This is a genomic window from Rhodoglobus sp. G.S.23 (assembly GCF_056675935.1).
This window is the reverse complement of record NZ_CM155237.1, coordinates 2,488,002-2,504,840: the sequence shown is the minus strand read 5'-3', so window position 1 is coordinate 2,504,840 and position 16,839 is coordinate 2,488,002. Positions and strand designations below refer to the sequence as shown.

7 protein-coding genes and 1 pseudogene are annotated in these 16,839 nt (G+C 57.0%); 6 read left to right on the top strand and 2 right to left on the bottom strand.

Features of this window, described 5'->3' with window-relative positions; all coding sequences use genetic code 11:
- Positions 1-64: 64 nt before the first annotated feature.
- Positions 65-2,263 carry a RecQ family ATP-dependent DNA helicase gene (locus AC1ENN_RS12205; RefSeq protein ID WP_480406141.1) on the bottom strand — a complete coding sequence of 733 codons (2,199 nt, stop codon included), beginning with the start codon at positions 2,261-2,263 and terminating at the stop codon, positions 65-67.
- A 139-nt stretch (positions 2,264-2,402) separates the two neighbouring features.
- Here AC1ENN_RS12205 and AC1ENN_RS12200 point away from each other — a divergent pair.
- From AC1ENN_RS12200 to drmB, 5 genes and pseudogenes are all read left to right on the top strand, one after another.
- Positions 2,403-2,798, top strand: a pseudogene (locus AC1ENN_RS12200) (ATP-binding protein); the annotation flags it as partial.
- Positions 2,799-3,881: 1,083 nt separating this feature from the next.
- Positions 3,882-7,088: a DEAD/DEAH box helicase gene (locus tag AC1ENN_RS12195; protein ID WP_480406949.1), complete on the top strand. Its 3,207-nt coding sequence runs from the start codon at positions 3,882-3,884 to the stop codon at positions 7,086-7,088.
- A complete protein-coding gene (locus AC1ENN_RS12190) occupies positions 7,085-8,671 on the top strand; it encodes an NERD domain-containing protein (protein WP_480406140.1) in 1,587 nt (528 codons plus the stop codon). Before AC1ENN_RS12195 ends, AC1ENN_RS12190 begins: the two co-directional genes overlap by 4 nt.
- Positions 8,661-11,792: a helicase-related protein gene (locus AC1ENN_RS12185; protein ID WP_480406139.1), complete on the top strand. Its 3,132-nt coding sequence runs from the start codon at positions 8,661-8,663 to the stop codon at positions 11,790-11,792. The genes AC1ENN_RS12190 and AC1ENN_RS12185 overlap by 11 nt, the downstream gene beginning before the upstream one ends.
- Positions 11,789-13,582 carry a DrmB family protein gene (drmB, locus tag AC1ENN_RS12180; protein WP_480406138.1) on the top strand — a complete coding sequence of 598 codons (1,794 nt, stop codon included), beginning with the start codon at positions 11,789-11,791 and terminating at the stop codon, positions 13,580-13,582. Before AC1ENN_RS12185 ends, drmB begins: the two co-directional genes overlap by 4 nt.
- Positions 13,583-13,628: 46 nt before the next feature.
- Here drmB and AC1ENN_RS12175 read toward each other — a convergent pair whose 3' ends face one another.
- Positions 13,629-14,708, bottom strand: a complete 1,080-nt coding sequence (locus AC1ENN_RS12175; protein WP_480406137.1) for a DNA cytosine methyltransferase — start codon at positions 14,706-14,708, stop codon at positions 13,629-13,631.
- Positions 14,709-15,055: 347 nt separating this feature from the next.
- On the opposite strand from AC1ENN_RS12175, the gene AC1ENN_RS12170 reads away from it, so the two are divergent.
- Positions 15,056-16,834, top strand: coding sequence for an ATP-dependent nuclease (locus tag AC1ENN_RS12170; protein WP_480406136.1), 1,779 nt, complete (start codon positions 15,056-15,058; stop codon positions 16,832-16,834).
- Positions 16,835-16,839: the final 5 nt, after the last annotated feature.

Here is a 16,839-nt window from a genome sequence, read left to right as displayed (position 1 = left end):
CAGCGTTGCGATAGCTTCCAGAGTAGCTTTTTGCCGGCGCACCGACACGATTTTTTGCTGGGAGCTACCCGCGCAGGGCTAGCGCGAACGGCAGTACCGCATCCGCCCCGGCTTCGCGGAGTGCTTTCGCTGCGATGGTGAGGGTCCAGCGTGAGTCGACGAGGTCATCGACGAGCAGGATGGGGCCGTGGGGTAGCGGGTTGCCTGCGGCTGATGCGGTCCCCTCGGCGCTTCCGGCTGCTCCGTTGCCGCCAGCCCATTCGAATTGTCCCCAGACGCTGGCGAGGCGGTAGGCACTGTTGCCGCCGGGTTCGCCGGTGGGACCTCCGCCGGTGTGGCTGAGCGTTCCGAGGTAGGGCAGTTTGCCGGCGCTGGCGAGGGCTTCGGCGACGGATGCCACGAGTTGTGGTTTGCTGCGTGACGGCATCGAGACGACGGCGACGGGTCGCTCATCCCACCCCCAGTCGGCGAGCACGCGCACGCAGGCTGCGACGAGCGCGGGGCTCGCTGGTGCGTCGGGGGTGCTGGGGGCGAAGAGGGTGCGCAGGGTTCCGCCCCAGCCGAGGTCGGTGAGGCGGGCGAGGGCGCGGCCTTCGCTGGCGCGCAGTTCGGGGTTGATGCGTCCGCGCACGGGGACGCCGAGTTTGTCGGCTCCGGTGGGCCATTGCGCGCGGGGTTCGATGGGCACGCCGACTTTGTCGAGGGTGGCGGTGGCGCGGGTGGTGGCATCCGTGCTGATGTCGGTGGGGTACCAGACGCCGGCGCAGTTATCGCAGCGGCCGCAGGGAGTGGCGGTGTCGTCGTCGAGGGCGCGTTGCAGGTATTCCATGCGGCAGCCTTCGGTGCCGGCGGGCAGTCGTTCGTAGTCGAGCATGTGTTGTTGTTCGGCTCGGCGGGCGGCGGTGACTCCGGCGTAGCGTTCGGCGTCGTAGCTCCAGGGTTGGCCGGTGGCGGTCCAGCCGCCTTGCACGCGCGCGACGGCACCATCCACGTCGAGCACTTTCAGCAGCAGCTCGAGCGGGGTGCGACGCAGGTTCACGCGGGCTTCGAGCGCGGGGGTGGAGACGGGGCCGGCGCCGGAGTTGGCGGCGGCAGTGAGTTCAGCAATCACGAGTTCGGCGTTGGCCTGATCGGGCATGGATGCGGTGGCGAAGTATTCCCAAATGTCTTCGTCTTCGCGGCCCGGCATCAGCAGCACGTCGGCATTGTCGGTGGCGCGACCGGCACGTCCGACCTGTTGGTAGTAGGCAACGGGGGAGGACGGGGCGCCGAGGTGCACGACGAAGCCGAGGTCGGGTTTGTCGAAGCCCATGCCGAGAGCACTCGTGGCGACGAGCGCTTTCACGGTGTTGTTCTTGAGCGCCTTCTCGGACTCTTCACGTTCTTGCGGGTCGGTTTTGCCGGTGTAGGCGCGCACATCCATGCCGCTGTCGCGCAGCAGCCGCGCGGTGTCTTCGGCGGCCGAAACGGTGAGCGTGTAGATGATGCCGCTGCCGGGCAGTTCGGCGAGGTGGCTCAGCAGCCAGCCGAGGCGAGCTCGGGCATCCGCAAGTTTAAGGACACCCAGGCGAAGGGATGCTCGCGCGAGGGGGCCGCGGATGGTGACGACTTCGGTGCCGCCTGTGGCCGTGTTGTCGGTGTTGTCGCTGCTCCCGGTTTCGAGTTGCGCGGCGATGTCGGCGACGACGCGGGAGTTGGCGGTGGCGGTGGTGGCGAGCACGGGTACGCCGGCGGGCATGGTGGCGATGAGTTCGCGCAGGCGGCGGTAGTCGGGGCGAAAGTCGTGGCCCCAGTCGCTGATGCAGTGCGCTTCGTCGACGACGAGCATCCCGATGCGGTTGATTAGTGCGGGCAGTTGGTTGTCGCGAAAGCTGGGGTTGTTGAGGCGTTCGGGCGAGACGAGCAGCACGTCGACTTCGTCGTCGGCGAGCTGCTGCTGAACTTCGGCCCATTCGTGCGGGTTGGTGGAGTTGATGGCGACGGCCCGAACTCCGGCGCGGGATGCCGCGGCAATCTGATCCCGCATGAGCGCCAGCAGTGGTGACACGAGCACGGTAGGGCCCGCACCTCGCCGGCGCATGAGCAGCGTGGAAACGAAGTACACGGCGGACTTTCCCCACCCGGTGCGCTGCACGACCAGCGCGCGGCGGCGCCCATCGACGAGTGTCTCGATCGCCTCAAACTGTCCCTCATGAAAATCGGCAGTCTCATTGCCGACAAGCGTGCGAAGAACGGTCAGGGCCTCAGTGCGGGTATCTGTCACGTGGCTAGTGTGTCAGGGGGTGCTGACTTTTCGGTGCGGGGCTAATGCGTCTTCTAGCAAAGGCTGACCAAAACTGGGGGCAAATCCCGGTCGAGAATATTCGTCATCTACGCCAGTATGAGAATATCTGGAGGCGCTGATGACTGCTTTTAACTCGACCTGGCCCGAACCTGACGATGTGCTAACTCGGGAGGTTGAGGCGCTGAGAGACGCCGCCCTCGAGGTGTACCGCAGTGACCCTCATTTGCTTCAAGAACATGTCAATCAAGAGGACAGCTATCGCACTGGTGGATACAGTGAGCGCCAACTTCTCGAGCTAGTCCAGAATTCAGCTGATGCGATCTTGCGTGCCCCGGCTGGAGGCGGGCGGATCGAGCTTCGTATAAGCGGAGGAAATCTCTATTGCGCGAATGAAGGCCAGCCATTCACCCTCGAAGGTCTGCGCGCCGTAACGCATGCTTTCATAAGCAATAAACGTGGGGATGAAATCGGCCGATTCGGTTTGGGTTTCAAATCCGTGCTGTCGGTGTCCGACAGTGTTCAGGTGTTCAGCAAATCGATCAGCTTTGAGTTCAACTCCGAGTCCTCACGCCAAATGATCGCCGAAGTCTCGCCCCCGAAGAGCCCGATTCCTATACTTCGAGTCCCTTCGACTGCAAATTTTGATGTGTATGCGCAGGAGGATCCAGTTCTCCGTGAGATGTCCGCGTGGGCGACCACAATCGTGCGGCTTCCGAGCGTGAACCACCTTTCTCGGTTGGAAGATCAGTTGCGAACCTTTCGCACTGAATTCCTTTTGTTCGCGCCGCTGGTCACCGGATTGCGCCTTGTTGTGAAAGGCGGCAAAGCACCCTTGGACTTGGAACACCGGCGTGAGCAAGCTGGGGAAAACCGGGTAAACATTACGAATCCAAGTGGCGAAAAAACAGAGTGGCTTGTTGCGGATGCGATGCACAAACCAACGGCTCGCGCGCGAGCGGAGGTGGGTGAAGCCGTTGCACGCGATGAGGTCAAGTTGACCTACGCGGGCCGACTTGACGGCCCAGTAGGGGTAGGACAATTCTGGGCCCACTTCCCCCTTCGGGATGAAACAACTGCCAGCGGGCTTTTCAACGCGCCATGGCGCGTCAATGACGACAGAACATCGCTGTTGGACGGGCAATATAATACGGAAATATTTGAGCGATTTGCTCATCTCTTTGTAGAGGTTCTTCCGCAGCTTAGGACAGCTCAAGACCCAGCACGCCACTTTGACTACATGCCTGCGCGGGGGCGCGAAGCTCGTAGTAAGGGCGACCGATTCTTCTCCACTCGGGTTCCGGAGATCGCGGGTTTAGCTGCGATGGTCCCTGACGCGGACGGAACCCTACGCTCAGCGACTGCGCTTCGATGGCTGTCCTCAAGTTGCGTCCTCGATCAAAAGATGATGGCTGGCTGGCAAACGGCCAATAGCGCGCCCACCGATTTCCCTCACCCATTTTGTTATTCGAATAACGAGCGTCGCGCACGACTTAGTAGCTTGCTCGAAAACGTTACGCGCGCTGAATCCGAACAAAGAAGCGCGCTGCACTTCGCGGAGTGGCTGGGCCTTCTCGCGCGTGAACAGGATCCCGAGAGCATGGCGACAGCAGTGAAGCTGCTAGAGGCACAACGTGATCAGGATCTTCGAGCGCTGGGATCTGAAGCGCGTATCGTGCCGGGTGCGGATGGGCAGCTTTACAAAGCAAATTCGAATCTGGATCTCTTCCTCGGCGGCGAGCTCGTCAGCGATATTCCTGGAATTAACCTGGTGGACCCGTCGTTCGTGGAGATGCGCGGAATACATGATGCTTTAGTAAATCTGGGCTTCAAGCAGGTCACTGCGGAGCTTGAACTTCAGACCCTTCTGTCGCGGGTTGACGACGCCTGGACATCGGCTCAATGGGCAGCGTTGTGGGATGTTTTAGATTTCATCCCACAAGATCGTGCCATCGGGCTACTGCGCGCGCATTTAGGCGCGGGTGAGCCGTTGCGCGTTCTATGTGAAGACGGCAACTGGCGCCCATCTGGCTCGGTTGTTCTCCCAGCTCTCGGCGTATTCGACCCTCACGAATCTAGCGTTCGATTGGACGTGAAGTATCACGGGTCTGACGCTAGGTTACTTCGAGGTGCTGGGGTCGTCTGCGGTGTTGACGCTCGCTATCCCGTCAAAGAAGACTCACTATTCAACGAATATCGGGCGTGGGCAACTGCGTCATACCAAAAGACGCTAATGCGTGATCTGAGCGCGTCAATTGGCGAGACCGCGTTCGTCGAGGAATACGGTCCCGGACCGATATCGCTCCTGAAGACTCTGCGAGCTAATAATGATCTCGATGCTCTGGGGCAGTGGTCCACGTTGTTGCTTAGAGCTGAAGGGGAAAGATCCTGGTCGCTCACGAAGCGCGGAGACGCGCGCACAGCTCCTCAGGAATTTCTTGCTCCTCATCTCTGGGCGGTTCGAGAATTCGGTCTCGTGGCAACCAGCTGGGGTGCCGTGGATCCAAAGGTTGCGCTTTCGCCAGTACTTCACGCTATTGCAGACTATTTGCCCGTCGCAAGGGATGCTCAAGCGAGTCGATTGGCTCTTGTCGACGAGTTGGAGCTGGTGCCGAGATCGGTGTGGGCCGAATTCCTTAATCGAGATCCCCTAGGTGACGACGTCACTACTTTGGGGTCGTTGGTGATCAGGGCCATAAAGAGCGTGGGCCTATCGATGCAGATTGATGCATTACCAGCCGTCTCCAATGGGCTTCCCGTCTCGGCGCCGGTCGACACAGTCGTCATCGCGAGCACCAGCGAAGAGGCCGCTTTCTTGCGAACGAAGGGTACCCCTTTCATCGTTATTACTGATCCGGAACTCGTTGATTACGTTGTACACCGAGCGGGCTGTTCAAAGGCGAGCGATCAAGTCACCTTTAGTGAAATCACTGAAGGTATGGGCGACTCAGTGCTCGCTGTCGACCGATTTCGTGGGGTCCGAAAGCTTCCCGGTGGTCCTCTGAAAGAGGTGCAGCTCGTAGAGTGTGAGCGAATCGCCAAAAGGCTTTCGGCCGTCGAATCCGAAGGAGTCGAAGATTCGCCGGTGGACTTCATCCGGCGAGGGGCGATCGTCTACTACCAGCGTGGACTGGAAGAAGAAGAGCTGCTCGCCATTCTGAGTTCAGAGTTCCGGCTGGGGCTCACGGCTCCAGACCGACTTCAGCTGCTGAAGGACTCGGTCGAATCGGACAAACAGATTCTGATGGAGCGGTGTAGAGCCGAGGGTGACGATGTGCTGCGGTTGCTGCTTCTATTCAGCGCTGCAGAATTGGAAGGAAAGCTGCCTGCTGGGTTAATGAAGACGATACGTGCAATGGGGGCGCCGTCGGGCGCGACTGACATTGCAGAATTGTTCCTGAATGTCTATGGTTTCGGAGCGCTACAAGAGCTCAAGTACGAGCTCCAAGACAAAGGATTCCCGGCGCCAGATCGATGGGCGGGATTGGGAGAAGCAATTTCTTTCGTCCGTCAGATCGGTTTCAGCACTGCGTATGCGGGCGAACGGGGTCGTGCCCTCGAGTCGTCGTTGCTCGTTCCCGGGCGACCAGGACTGCACCCGCTCCATCAGTATCAAGAAGATCTCGCCAAGCAAATTCAAGCAGTTCTCCGATCCCCCCGAGGGGAAGCCACGAAGGCAATGCTGTACTTGCCGACTGGAGCGGGAAAGACCCGCGTCACGGTAGAGGCCGTGGTGCGTAGTTTTCTGGCTAACGAGATTAAAAGGCCGGTGCTATGGATTGCTCAATCAGAGGAACTTTGCGAGCAAGCGGTACAAACGTGGGCCGAGGTTTGGAGTGACTTTGCCGATACCCGTTCTTTGAGTATCGGTCGCCTATGGGGAGATAATGAAGTCACAGACGCGGCCAGCGATTTAACCGTTGTGGTCGCAACCGACGCGAAGCTTCGGTTGCGGGTTGATGACTACGAGTATGACTGGTTGAAAGATGCTGCTGCGGTGATAGTCGATGAAGCCCATGTAGCTGGCGATAGCACAATGTACACCCGGATCTTTCGTTGGCTTGAGGTCGATGGTCGCAACTCAAAGACGCCACTTCTCGGGTTGACTGCAACTCCGTTCAAGGGGCTTAGCGAAGAACGTACTAAGAGTCTCGTCGCGAGATTCGGCCGCAATCGTCTGGATGCGTTTCCCGACGAAGACCCGTACCTCGCTTTGCAAGAAATGGGTGTACTCGCCAGAGTGCGGCATGAAGAGCTTTCCGGCTCAGATTTTGAATTGAACAATGCTGAGAGCGAGCTTGCCAACAGCAGTTTTTCGCGCCTCGCCCCGAGCGTTCTCCAACGAATCGGAAGTGACACGGAACGAACTTCGAGGCTGGTCGATCACATCGCATCTTTAGATAGAGATTGGCCCGTCCTAGTTTTTACCTCGTCTGTTCTTTCCGCCCAGATACTTGCAGCCTTATTGAGGGCGCGAGGGGTAGTTGCTGCCTCGGTAAGCGGTCAAACAAGAACTCACGAACGGCGTCGAGTTATCTCGGAGTTCAAGGCGGGTCGCATACAGGTGCTCACAAACTGTGACGTACTCACGCAAGGATTTGATGCTCCCGGCGTAAAAGCGTTGTACCTTGCGCGCCCGACGTTCAGCCCAAACGCGTATATCCAAATGGTTGGCCGAGGTCTCCGCGGTCCGCTAAATGGCGGGCAAGAAGAGTGCCTCATTGTGGACGTTGTCGACACCTTCTCGAACTTCCACGGAGAACTCGCATTTCGTCAGTTCGACTATCTCTGGGACGGAAAAAAGTGAGACTAATTCCCGCTGTTGACAAGCTCGGCGATGTGAAGAGCACCGCCGAACGTCGAGTGGCTAATCTTCTCTCACAAGCGAACCTCGGATCTGAAGCTGTCGCGTACCATTCAGTTCATCTTCCTGAGCACGAATACAAGCGGATGTCAGAAGTCGACTTTGTGGTCGTACTTAAAGACTGTGTAGTCGTTGTGGAGGTCAAGGGGGGGCGTATTGCCCGCGAGGCAGGGAGCTGGAGATTTACTAACCGCTATGGCCAGATCTCGCTCAAACGCGAGGGACCGTTTGAACAAGCTCAATCAGGAATGTTTGCCCTCGAAAAGCGGCTTCGAGGTGAGCTTCCTGGCCTAATTTCAGGCTTCGCGTTCCTCGTTGTGACGCCAGACCAGCAGCTGCCCGACGACCCCGAATGGAATCCTTGGGAGCACCTGGGACCTGCGTCCATGTCGGTCGCCGGGATTGAAAAAGCACTCACCTCGGCAAGGTCTCACCTTAAGCGTCTGCCGCGCTCCGATAGTGGAAACGCCCCTCAACAAGTTTCCAAGATTCTCCGCGCAGATTTTGACCGTGTTCCAAAATTGAATCTTGAGGCTCAATCGATTGAACTTGAATACGTAGAGCTCTTGAAGGATCAGTATGCGGTGTTGCTCAGCGCGGAAGATAACAAGCGCGTGCTGTGCAAAGGCGGCGCAGGGACTGGAAAGACTCTTCTCGCGGCCGAAACAGCGCGTAGGGCTGCGCGTGCTGGTAATTCAGTGATCTTCTCCTGCAGATCAGCATCGTTACTCAAACACGTGAAATCGATACTTGCCGACTCCGATGTCCTGTGTGTCGCCTTCGATGACCTACCGCGTCATGAGCCGGTCGACGTTTTGGTGCTCGATGAGGCTCAGGATGTTATGAATCTCGATGACATGGCGGTGGCGGAGTCCTCTCTGATCGGCGGTATGCAAACGGGGATGTGGAGACTCTTCTGCGACACAAACAATCAGGCTCATGTAGATGGAAAGTTCGAACAAGAAATGCTGGACCTGCTTTCATCGCACTCAACCACCGTTAGGTTGCATCAGAACTGCAGGAATACAGCGTCCGTGGTTCGCCAAACCCAACTACTACTAGGTGCGGACTTAGGGGTTCCTCGGATCGGAGCAGGGCCGCGCGTCGAAACGAAGAAATATGATTCGCGCGAAGATCAAGGGAAACTATTGGATCAACGGCTGAAGGAACTCGCAGAGAACGGGATCGCGCTTGACGAGGTCGCTATCGTCAGTCTCGCGGCGGAAATCTCGCAGTCAGCTGCGACGTTGACCTCCAATTTTCGGCGAGGGCGTGCGAGATTTGCCGATTCCGCAGCAGGCTCTGGATTTGCGCGAATCTATTCGCCGAGTGAGATTAAGGGTCTTGAAGCAGCCCACGTTTGCGTAGTGGATATCGAAGACTTGACCGCGGACAATGCGACGCACCTGTTATATGTGGCGATGACGCGGCCTCGAATCAGCCTATGGATGGCATTGTCAGCAGGAGCCTGGCAACAAATCAGCGACCGTCCCATCCCAGATTTAGGAGCGCGTGATGAGTCTTAGTCCGGAAAAAGCGGAAAGTCTTCGAAAAGAGACGGTGGACTATCTGCGTTCGCAATATCTTGGACCAGCTGGAGGGAACGAGGAAGCGATTCGAGGCCGACCTGAGCACACGTATCTTGTCGGAACGCTATACCCACGGAGCGCACCGGTTGCGTCTCTAGAAGATGCTGCGGACGATTCTGAAGTCGAAAGCCCTGATGGTGAAGACGAATTGGTAATTGAAACCGCTAACGACTGGCACGCTTCATCAGCTGCAATGTCGTTTATTGTCAACGGTGATGCAGTCGCAGCTATCGTGAGTTTCGGAACCTATGAGAAAGAGTCCGGGCCAGACTATGTCCAATGGCGCCGAAGCGCATCCGGGCCGCATAAAGTCGTGCTGAGCTCGATGGCAACTGAAGCGGTTATAGAGGGCGTTGCCTCAAGCATACGAGTGTCGTCACGATGGCGCCGTGTGGGTGAAACATGGCTCATCACTGTCGGAATCGAGAACTTGCGCGAATTTGATGAGACTGAGCTTCCTATCGCCACCGAGGACTGTCTGTTCCAGGTGTCTCTAGAGTGCGAAGTTATTGATGGCGAGCTTTTGCCTTATCGTTCCGTCGACTCCATTGGCATGACGGCGGAAGAGCGGGAACTGAGTCTTCGATATCGCGAGAACCGCGTATTTGGGGTCGGGCATGGTGCTTCTGTGCGCTGGTCGCGGGCTGCGAGCGAAGAGAACCGCATTGCGCTGGATTTCTTGCCGGTCACCGTGGTTCCTGCGGTCACAGCACGAACCGGGGATCGGGACGTTTTGAAGCTCAGCACGCTCGCGGACCGGAGTTTAAATGCGAGCCAGTTAGCTGCGCGCCTTAGCTCTTTCGTGGACGATTACGCGACGTGGGTCGGCACGGAATCGCTTCTATCTACGACCGTCGGCGATAACTTCACGACTGAAGCGAGTGGACTCGCCGATCGGATGGAAGAAGCTGTGTCGCGAATGCGAGAGAGCATTCAGATGCTTGTGGACTCCCCTAGAGATTTGGAAGCCTTCCGGGTATCAATGGAGGCGATGAGGGAACAGATACTCCAGACAGCGCACTTTCGAGATGCTCCTGGGCAGCGCGGCGCTTCCTTAACTGATCGACTTCCCGTTCATAAAGAACCTGCATGGCGTCCTTTCCAACTCGGATTCCTTCTTGTTTCGTTGGCCTCCACTGCCGACGCGTCGCATAAGGATCGAGAAACCGTCGACTTGATTTGGTTTCCTACCGGTGGTGGAAAAACAGAGGCGTATCTGGCGCTGGCCGCTTTCGAGATGGTACGCAGAAGGCTCGTTGACGGCTTCAACGGTGGTGGCACCGCTGTCATCACGCGCTACACCCTTAGGCTCCTCACGACACAGCAGTTTCAGAGGGCTGCCACGCTAATTTGCGCTCTCGAGCGATTGCGCAGGGAACATCCGATCCTAAAAGAACTACCTCGTTTCACAATCGGGCTCTGGCTCGGTGACTCCACAACACCTAACAAAGTGAGTGATGCGCGAAGTCGCCTTGAGGCACTCAAGAAGATGACCGATCCGACGAACCCATTCCAACTCGACGCGTGTCCGTGGTGCGCCACGCCGATAATTCCGAAGACTCGGACTGAGGATGAAGGTGCATACGGCGCGGTAGCAACAATGCATGACTTCTTCTTGCATTGCACAAATACCGAATGCTTTTTTGCTGAGCGTTTGCCGGTCGAGGTAATCGATGAACAAATCTATGCAAATCCGCCCTCGATGCTGCTGGCAACAATCGATAAATTCGCTCGACTTGCACTCTCCGATAGCGCTGGTTCGGTGCTTGGAGCTTCTGCCGCGCAGTTCGATGCTCCCAGCTTGGTGATTCAAGACGAATTGCATTTGCTGTCGGGGCCGATCGGGACCACTATGGCGGTCTACGAAGCCGCAATCGAGGGCGTTCTGAGCTGGAGCGGCAAGAAACCGAAGATAGTCGCATCAACGGCAACGATCCGTGCTGCAGCTGAGCAGGTTAGCGGGCTATTTGCCCGACCGGTTGCTCTGTATCCGCCGAGTGGTATCTCCGCGGACGATAGTTACTTCGCTCGAATCGATCGGACCGCTCCGGGACGACTGTACATGGGGCTGATGCCACAGGCTTTCACACAGTCCTCGTCCGTTGTGCGATCGCTTTCAGCGCTGCTCGAAGCACCAATTGCCAATGGCTCGAAGCCTGAAGAGGAACTCGACGCCTATTGGACTGTCGTGGCGTACCACAACAGCCTGCGGGAGCTCGGTCGTACACTAACTATTGCGCGCGATGATGTGCCGAGCCTTCTCAAGAACAGGGCGATCAGTGAAGAGAGACTTCGCTCCTTGGATGGTGATGGGGTTGTTCAACTCACCAGCCAGGAGTCTGCTTCTGAGCTGCCGAAAATATTGAAACGGTTGGATGTAACGAAGTCGGCTGGCGGGGCTGTTGACGTAGTTGTTTCGACCAATATGCTGTCCGTCGGGATCGATGTTGCCCGGCTTGGGGTGATGCTCATGAACGGGCAGCCTAAGACTACTTCCGAGTACATCCAAGCCACGAGCCGCGTTGGCCGCTCGACTGTACCGGGCATCGTCGTAACGCTCTTCAGGGCTACAAAACCTCGAGATCGATCCCATTACGAGTCCTTTCAGGGGTTTCACGAATCTCTGTATAGATTCGTGGAACCAAGTAGCGTCACGCCATGGTCGGTTCAATCTCGGCATCGTGCTCTCGCGGCTGCGTTCGTGATACTTGTGCGTCATGGCGCGGGCCTTGCGTCAAACGAGTCGTGCGCCGAATTCGATCCTGTGTCGGATAAAGCTCGGATGGCAGTGGAGATTCTGAAGAAAACGGTGTCGAGAGTCGATCCCAAAGAAGCAGACTCGTCGGCCGACCAGATCGACCGGCTTGTTGCGGAATGGACAGCGAAGATCGAGGACGCACGCTCGGCAGGTGAGTTGCTTTGTTATCAGAGCAAAAAGGGGCCGTCGCTACTCAAAGGCTTCGGTGAACAGGGCGCAGCTTGGCCTGTGATGAACTCGATGCGGTCAGTTGACCGCACGGTTCGTGTGATTGTAAAAGGGGAGCACATCGGAAAATGAACGTCTCATTCTCGAAAACGCTAAGGCTCAGCGAAACGATATCCCCTTTCGGAGTCGGCGCTCTGGTTGATATTTCAGGTAACTCGCTCATTGCGATGGATACGAGCTGGTGGCCTGAGCGATCGCCGCACATTTCCTGCGATCGCCTCGAGCGCACGCTCAGAGTCTCCAGCTTGAAGTCTGCACCGAGCGTTCCGAGCTTTCCTTCCAAATCGACTCCAGGGTTGACTTTTCTGCGGTTCCCGGCCTGGCTCTTTTGTCAGAACTGCCGTGCGATGAAACGCTCGACTCCAGCCATGGAAACTTCGGCAACCCCTAAGCATTCCTGCGGAGGATTGATGGTGCCGATGCGTTTCGTTGCTGTCTGCGAGTCCGGCAGTCACGTCATGGATATTCAGTGGCACCGCTGGGCGCACCGTCGCGCAGAGACGGAAGAACAAAAGCGATGTCAGTCCGAAGTGGACCTCAAATTCAGGTCCTCATCGACGGGGAATGAAGGCCTATCGAGTTTGAGCGTTGGCTGCTCTGTTTGTGGGGCTAGCCGTCATTTGGGAGAACTTTCCGGCAAAGGTGTGCTTTCGAGAGACGGCTTCAAGTGCGAGGGGCGCCAACCTTGGCAAGCGCGGACCGAAAACTCAGCGTGTGATTCTCCGGTGCAAGCCGTCCAGCGCGGGGCAACCAACATTCACACTCCCGAAGTGATTTCGGCGATTGATATCCCCGAGGAGTCGCCGCTCGCCGCTGGGCACTCGATAAAGATCCGGGAGCATCCTGATTTTGCAGACTTCGCCAGCGACCCATTTGGCCCCCTCGCGGAACGATTGGTAGAGCGAATCGCGCGTCAGATAGGAGTGGAGGCGAGCTTTGTTCATCAACTAGCATTGCAGCCAGCCCCTGGGCCTTTGGACTTGTTAGAGGTGCGTGAAGACCTCTTAGACGGAGAGTGGGCTGCATTCCAACGGTCAGTTGAACAGCCCGGATCAGTCGACACACCTTACTTCATCACGTCGCCACGAACACTGACGTCCACATCGGACGCAGCTGTGCTTCGGGGCATGGGAGCCCTGATGGGCGATGTCGTGCTGGTCGAACGTTTGCGCGAGGTGAGATCTATGTGGGGATACCGGCGTTACTCCGCAGACGCCGCCCTGATCCCGGTGAACTTCGATGATCAAACGTGGTTTCCAGCGGTCGAAGCGTTTGGAGAAGGCATTTTCTTCGAGCTCGATGAAATCGCTCTCAATAAATGGGAGTCGATACCCACAGTCGTAGAACGAGCGAAAACGATCGAGCGCCGACGTCGAAACTCGCCCATCGCTTCAAGGCACGCCGAAGTTACCCCACGCGGGATACTCCTCCACACGCTTTCACATTTAGTAATGCGCCGGCTTTCGTTCGAAAGCGGCTATGCCTCTGCATCGCTAAGAGAGCGGGTCTATTCTTCGATCGAAAGCATCGACCGGCAAGCAGGAATTTTGATTTTCACCGCTGCCGGCGATACCGAGGGAACTTTAGGTGGCTTAGTGCGGCAGGGAGAGCCACCGAAGCTCGCCAGGTTGTTGTTATCTGCACTTCAGGACGCGGATACGTGTTCGAATGACCCAGTCTGCAGGGAGAGTGAAGGGCAAGGCATGAACGCCTTAAACCTCGCAGCTTGCCACGGATGCTGCCTATCGTCAGAAACGTCCTGTGAGCGATCCAATCTTTTCTTGGACCGGTCGATGGTTATCGGCAGCGATGTGCAACCCGGCTTTTTCGATGCGGTTCTTGATAGCGCTCGTAAATCTTGAGCGATAGCGAGTAGGTGCACCATCCCGGGTCGCGCCGTGATGCGATTTACGCTTCGATCGCGTTGAGAATCTGCCTTGCCACCGCAGCGCCGAGTGCGATCGGGACCGCATTGCCGATTTGCTTCGCTATGGATGTCTTCGAACCGACAAATTTATGATCAGCGGGGAACCCCTGCAACTTTGCGGCTTCTAGATGAGTGATAGCCCGCATTTGGTCGGGGTGGAGATACCTTCCCTTTTCGGGTTTGAAGAACTCCGTGCGGATAGTGACTGATGGTCGGTCCCAGTGAAGTCGGCCCATCACGTCGCCAGATCCGGACTGGTGCTTCACCCAACAAGGCGCCTTCAGCTCAGTCGGAAGATTGAATCGATTGCCTCCTGCTGGAATCGCTGCAAAACGACGCAATGAGATTTCTGCGTAGTCTCTGTCAAGGTGCAAGTCAGCGGCCACGAAGGGGCCCGGAAAGGTTCTTCCGTGAAACTCTTCAAATCGGTTCGTGGGGAGTTTTCGTCCGTTTGGTGCTAGAGGCACGTCGGCTAGTGCTTCGCGCACAGTGACATATTGGTCCGCGGAATGGGTGGCGGCAGGAAAGCCAGGGAACGGGAGCGCCCTCAAATGCCCGATTATTACCGCTCTTTTCCGTTTTTGCGGAGCGCCAAAATCGGCGGAGTTCAGAATCGCAACCTGAAAGTCATATTGCTCCAAGATCCCGCCCGGTTGAACAGCCTCAACGAACGATTGGTACTGCTTTGATTTTTCGAAGGCAGCGACGTTCTCAACGACGAAATACTTGGGCTGAGCTCGCACGATTGTCAACGCATATTGAAACCAAAGATCGTTACGTTCGTCTTCCTCATCTTGCTTTCCGAGGGTAGAGAATCCCTGACAAGGAGGCCCGCCCACGATGACGTCTACTTGGGGCACTTCTTCAGTAGCGAGCCAGTGTTCGATATCGCCTGAGAACACGATATCGCGGCCAAAAGTGGCTTCGTAGGAAGCAGCTGCTGATGGATCCATCTCGACCGCTCGGACGGTTCGGAAGCGCGAAGATGCGGCGGCAAACCCGGCGGTTAGCCCGCCTGCGCCAGCGAATAAGTCGAGCACCTTGATGTCTTTGTTTCCCACGATATCCGAATCATATCGTCGTTGACGTCGCCCTAGTGGAAGGCACGACGCGCCTCGGGTGCAGGCGCGAAGGACCCAAGGATTCTTGCCGCGTACGTTTCTAGAGTGAGTGAGTGAGTGAGTGAGTGAGTGAGTGCGGGCGTGGTTGTGTTGGGGTCAAGGCCCGGGCTCATGCTGTAAGTCTTCCGGAATTGAATAAGTCGGTGCGGGTGAAGCTCCTCGCGAGCGACGCGGGTTGCGTTAGCTGTGGTCAGAGTTGATCTATCGTTAGTTCCTAACGTTTGCTGGGTGGCAGCGGCGAATGCAGTGCGCAAATGTGAACGCACGCTGAAAACGGGGTGCGCAGCATGAATGTTTTTGATTCGATTGAGAACTTCGTGGCTCATGGAGTCAGCGAGCCGTTTCTTCGAGTCGTCAGATTCCCGAAATTTAAGAACTTGACAAACGGCTCGACGATTATCTTCGACTACCCAATCACCGCGCTGATCGGACCTAACGGCACCAATAAGAGCTCTATTCTTCGTGCCCTACAGGGCTGCCCTAGCCAATACAACATTGGTGATTATTGGTTCGATACACCACTGGATCGAATGGAGGAGGCGGAGGGAGCTGACTTCAAAGATCCGCATCGATACATTCACGGTTACCGCACACCGAGCGGGCTGGATGTGGAGGTCATCAAAGCACGCGTTGGAAAGACCTCTCGCGGACTCGATTATTTCGAAACAAGTGCTCCGCGATTGCGGGATGAGATGAGAACCATGCCATCCAGCGTGGCACCCTCGGACGTCAAACTCAGGACTAAGACTCGATGGCGTCCGATCGAGAAACACGTGGTTTACCTCGACTTCCGTCAAGAGCTGCCCGCGTATGACATTCTGATGAGCTTCAACTGGCGGCGTGAAAAAAACGACGTCGACTCGAAAAAGAAGCGCATTCGACGTGTAGGTAAGCGAGTGAGCGGTTCATTGGATAATCTGGAAGCTGCACACGAGCTCTACGGGGCCAATCGTATTCTTGAGCCAGCTCAAGAGCTCGCTGCGGCGGAACTTGCAGCAGTGAGCGAAATTCTGCAGCGTAAATACAAGTCGATCCGCCTGGTAAAGCACGATTTTTTTGGCGTTGAGGGCTACACAGCCTCGCTGAAGACTGCACACCGGGAGTATTCCGAGGCATATGCCGGAAGCGGCGAGTTTGCAACGATAATGATGGTTCTTGCAATCGCGAGGGCCCCCAAAGCAAGTCTAATTCTCCTGGACGAGCCGGAGACTTCGTTGCATCCTGGGGCGCAGCGCGAATTGATGCGCTACATTGCAAGTCAATGTCGGCTTCGCAAGCACCAGGTCGTTCTTGCGACGCACTCACCGGCCATGGTCGAGGAGCTTCCAGATCGCGCTAGAAAGCTGCTCGACATTCATCCCTCGGGTGGTCGTGTGCGAGTCATTGCACAGGCAGCGTCCTCGAACGAGGCATTTTCCCGAATCGGGGCTCTATTCTCACAGAAGACGCTGCTGGTGGAGGACGAACTAGCGAAAGCGTATGTCGAACGGGTTGCCCGGTCTAAAGGCGCCGACTTCTATAGTTCAATCGAGGTCGTCTGTGTTTCTGGCGGCGCGGAAACAATCGCCCAGCGTGTAATCCCTGTTCAGGCTCAGCTGGGATCGCGGTGCTCGATCCTATTCGACGGGGATCAGCAGCCTGGTGTTCTCCCTCAGAATCTCGATTCCATCGCAGATGACGATTTGCAGGATGAACTCGACAGGCTAAAGATCTCGGAGAGATCGCTCATTCGAGATGGCGGATCGGGCGATAGCGACCTGCAACTCCTGACCGCACGCAAAATTACATTGGCTTGGTATCTAGGCCGCGTCGGCTTTCTCCCGACTGTGCTGAGCCCAGACGCGATGTTGCTCCAGCAGCTGAACTCGCTACCGGCAGATCCGACGCTCGCGAAGTCCATGTGGGTGGCGCGAGCTAAGGAAAAGCTGGGCCTGCTCGAAACAGAGGCTCCCACGGCCTCGCAGATATTGAACGTTCAAGTGCTGGAGCTCGCTGCTCTGCCTAGCTCCGATCCTATTTTCTCCCAGATCAGTGCCGAATTGGATCGATTGATGGCCAGTTCCTGACGACC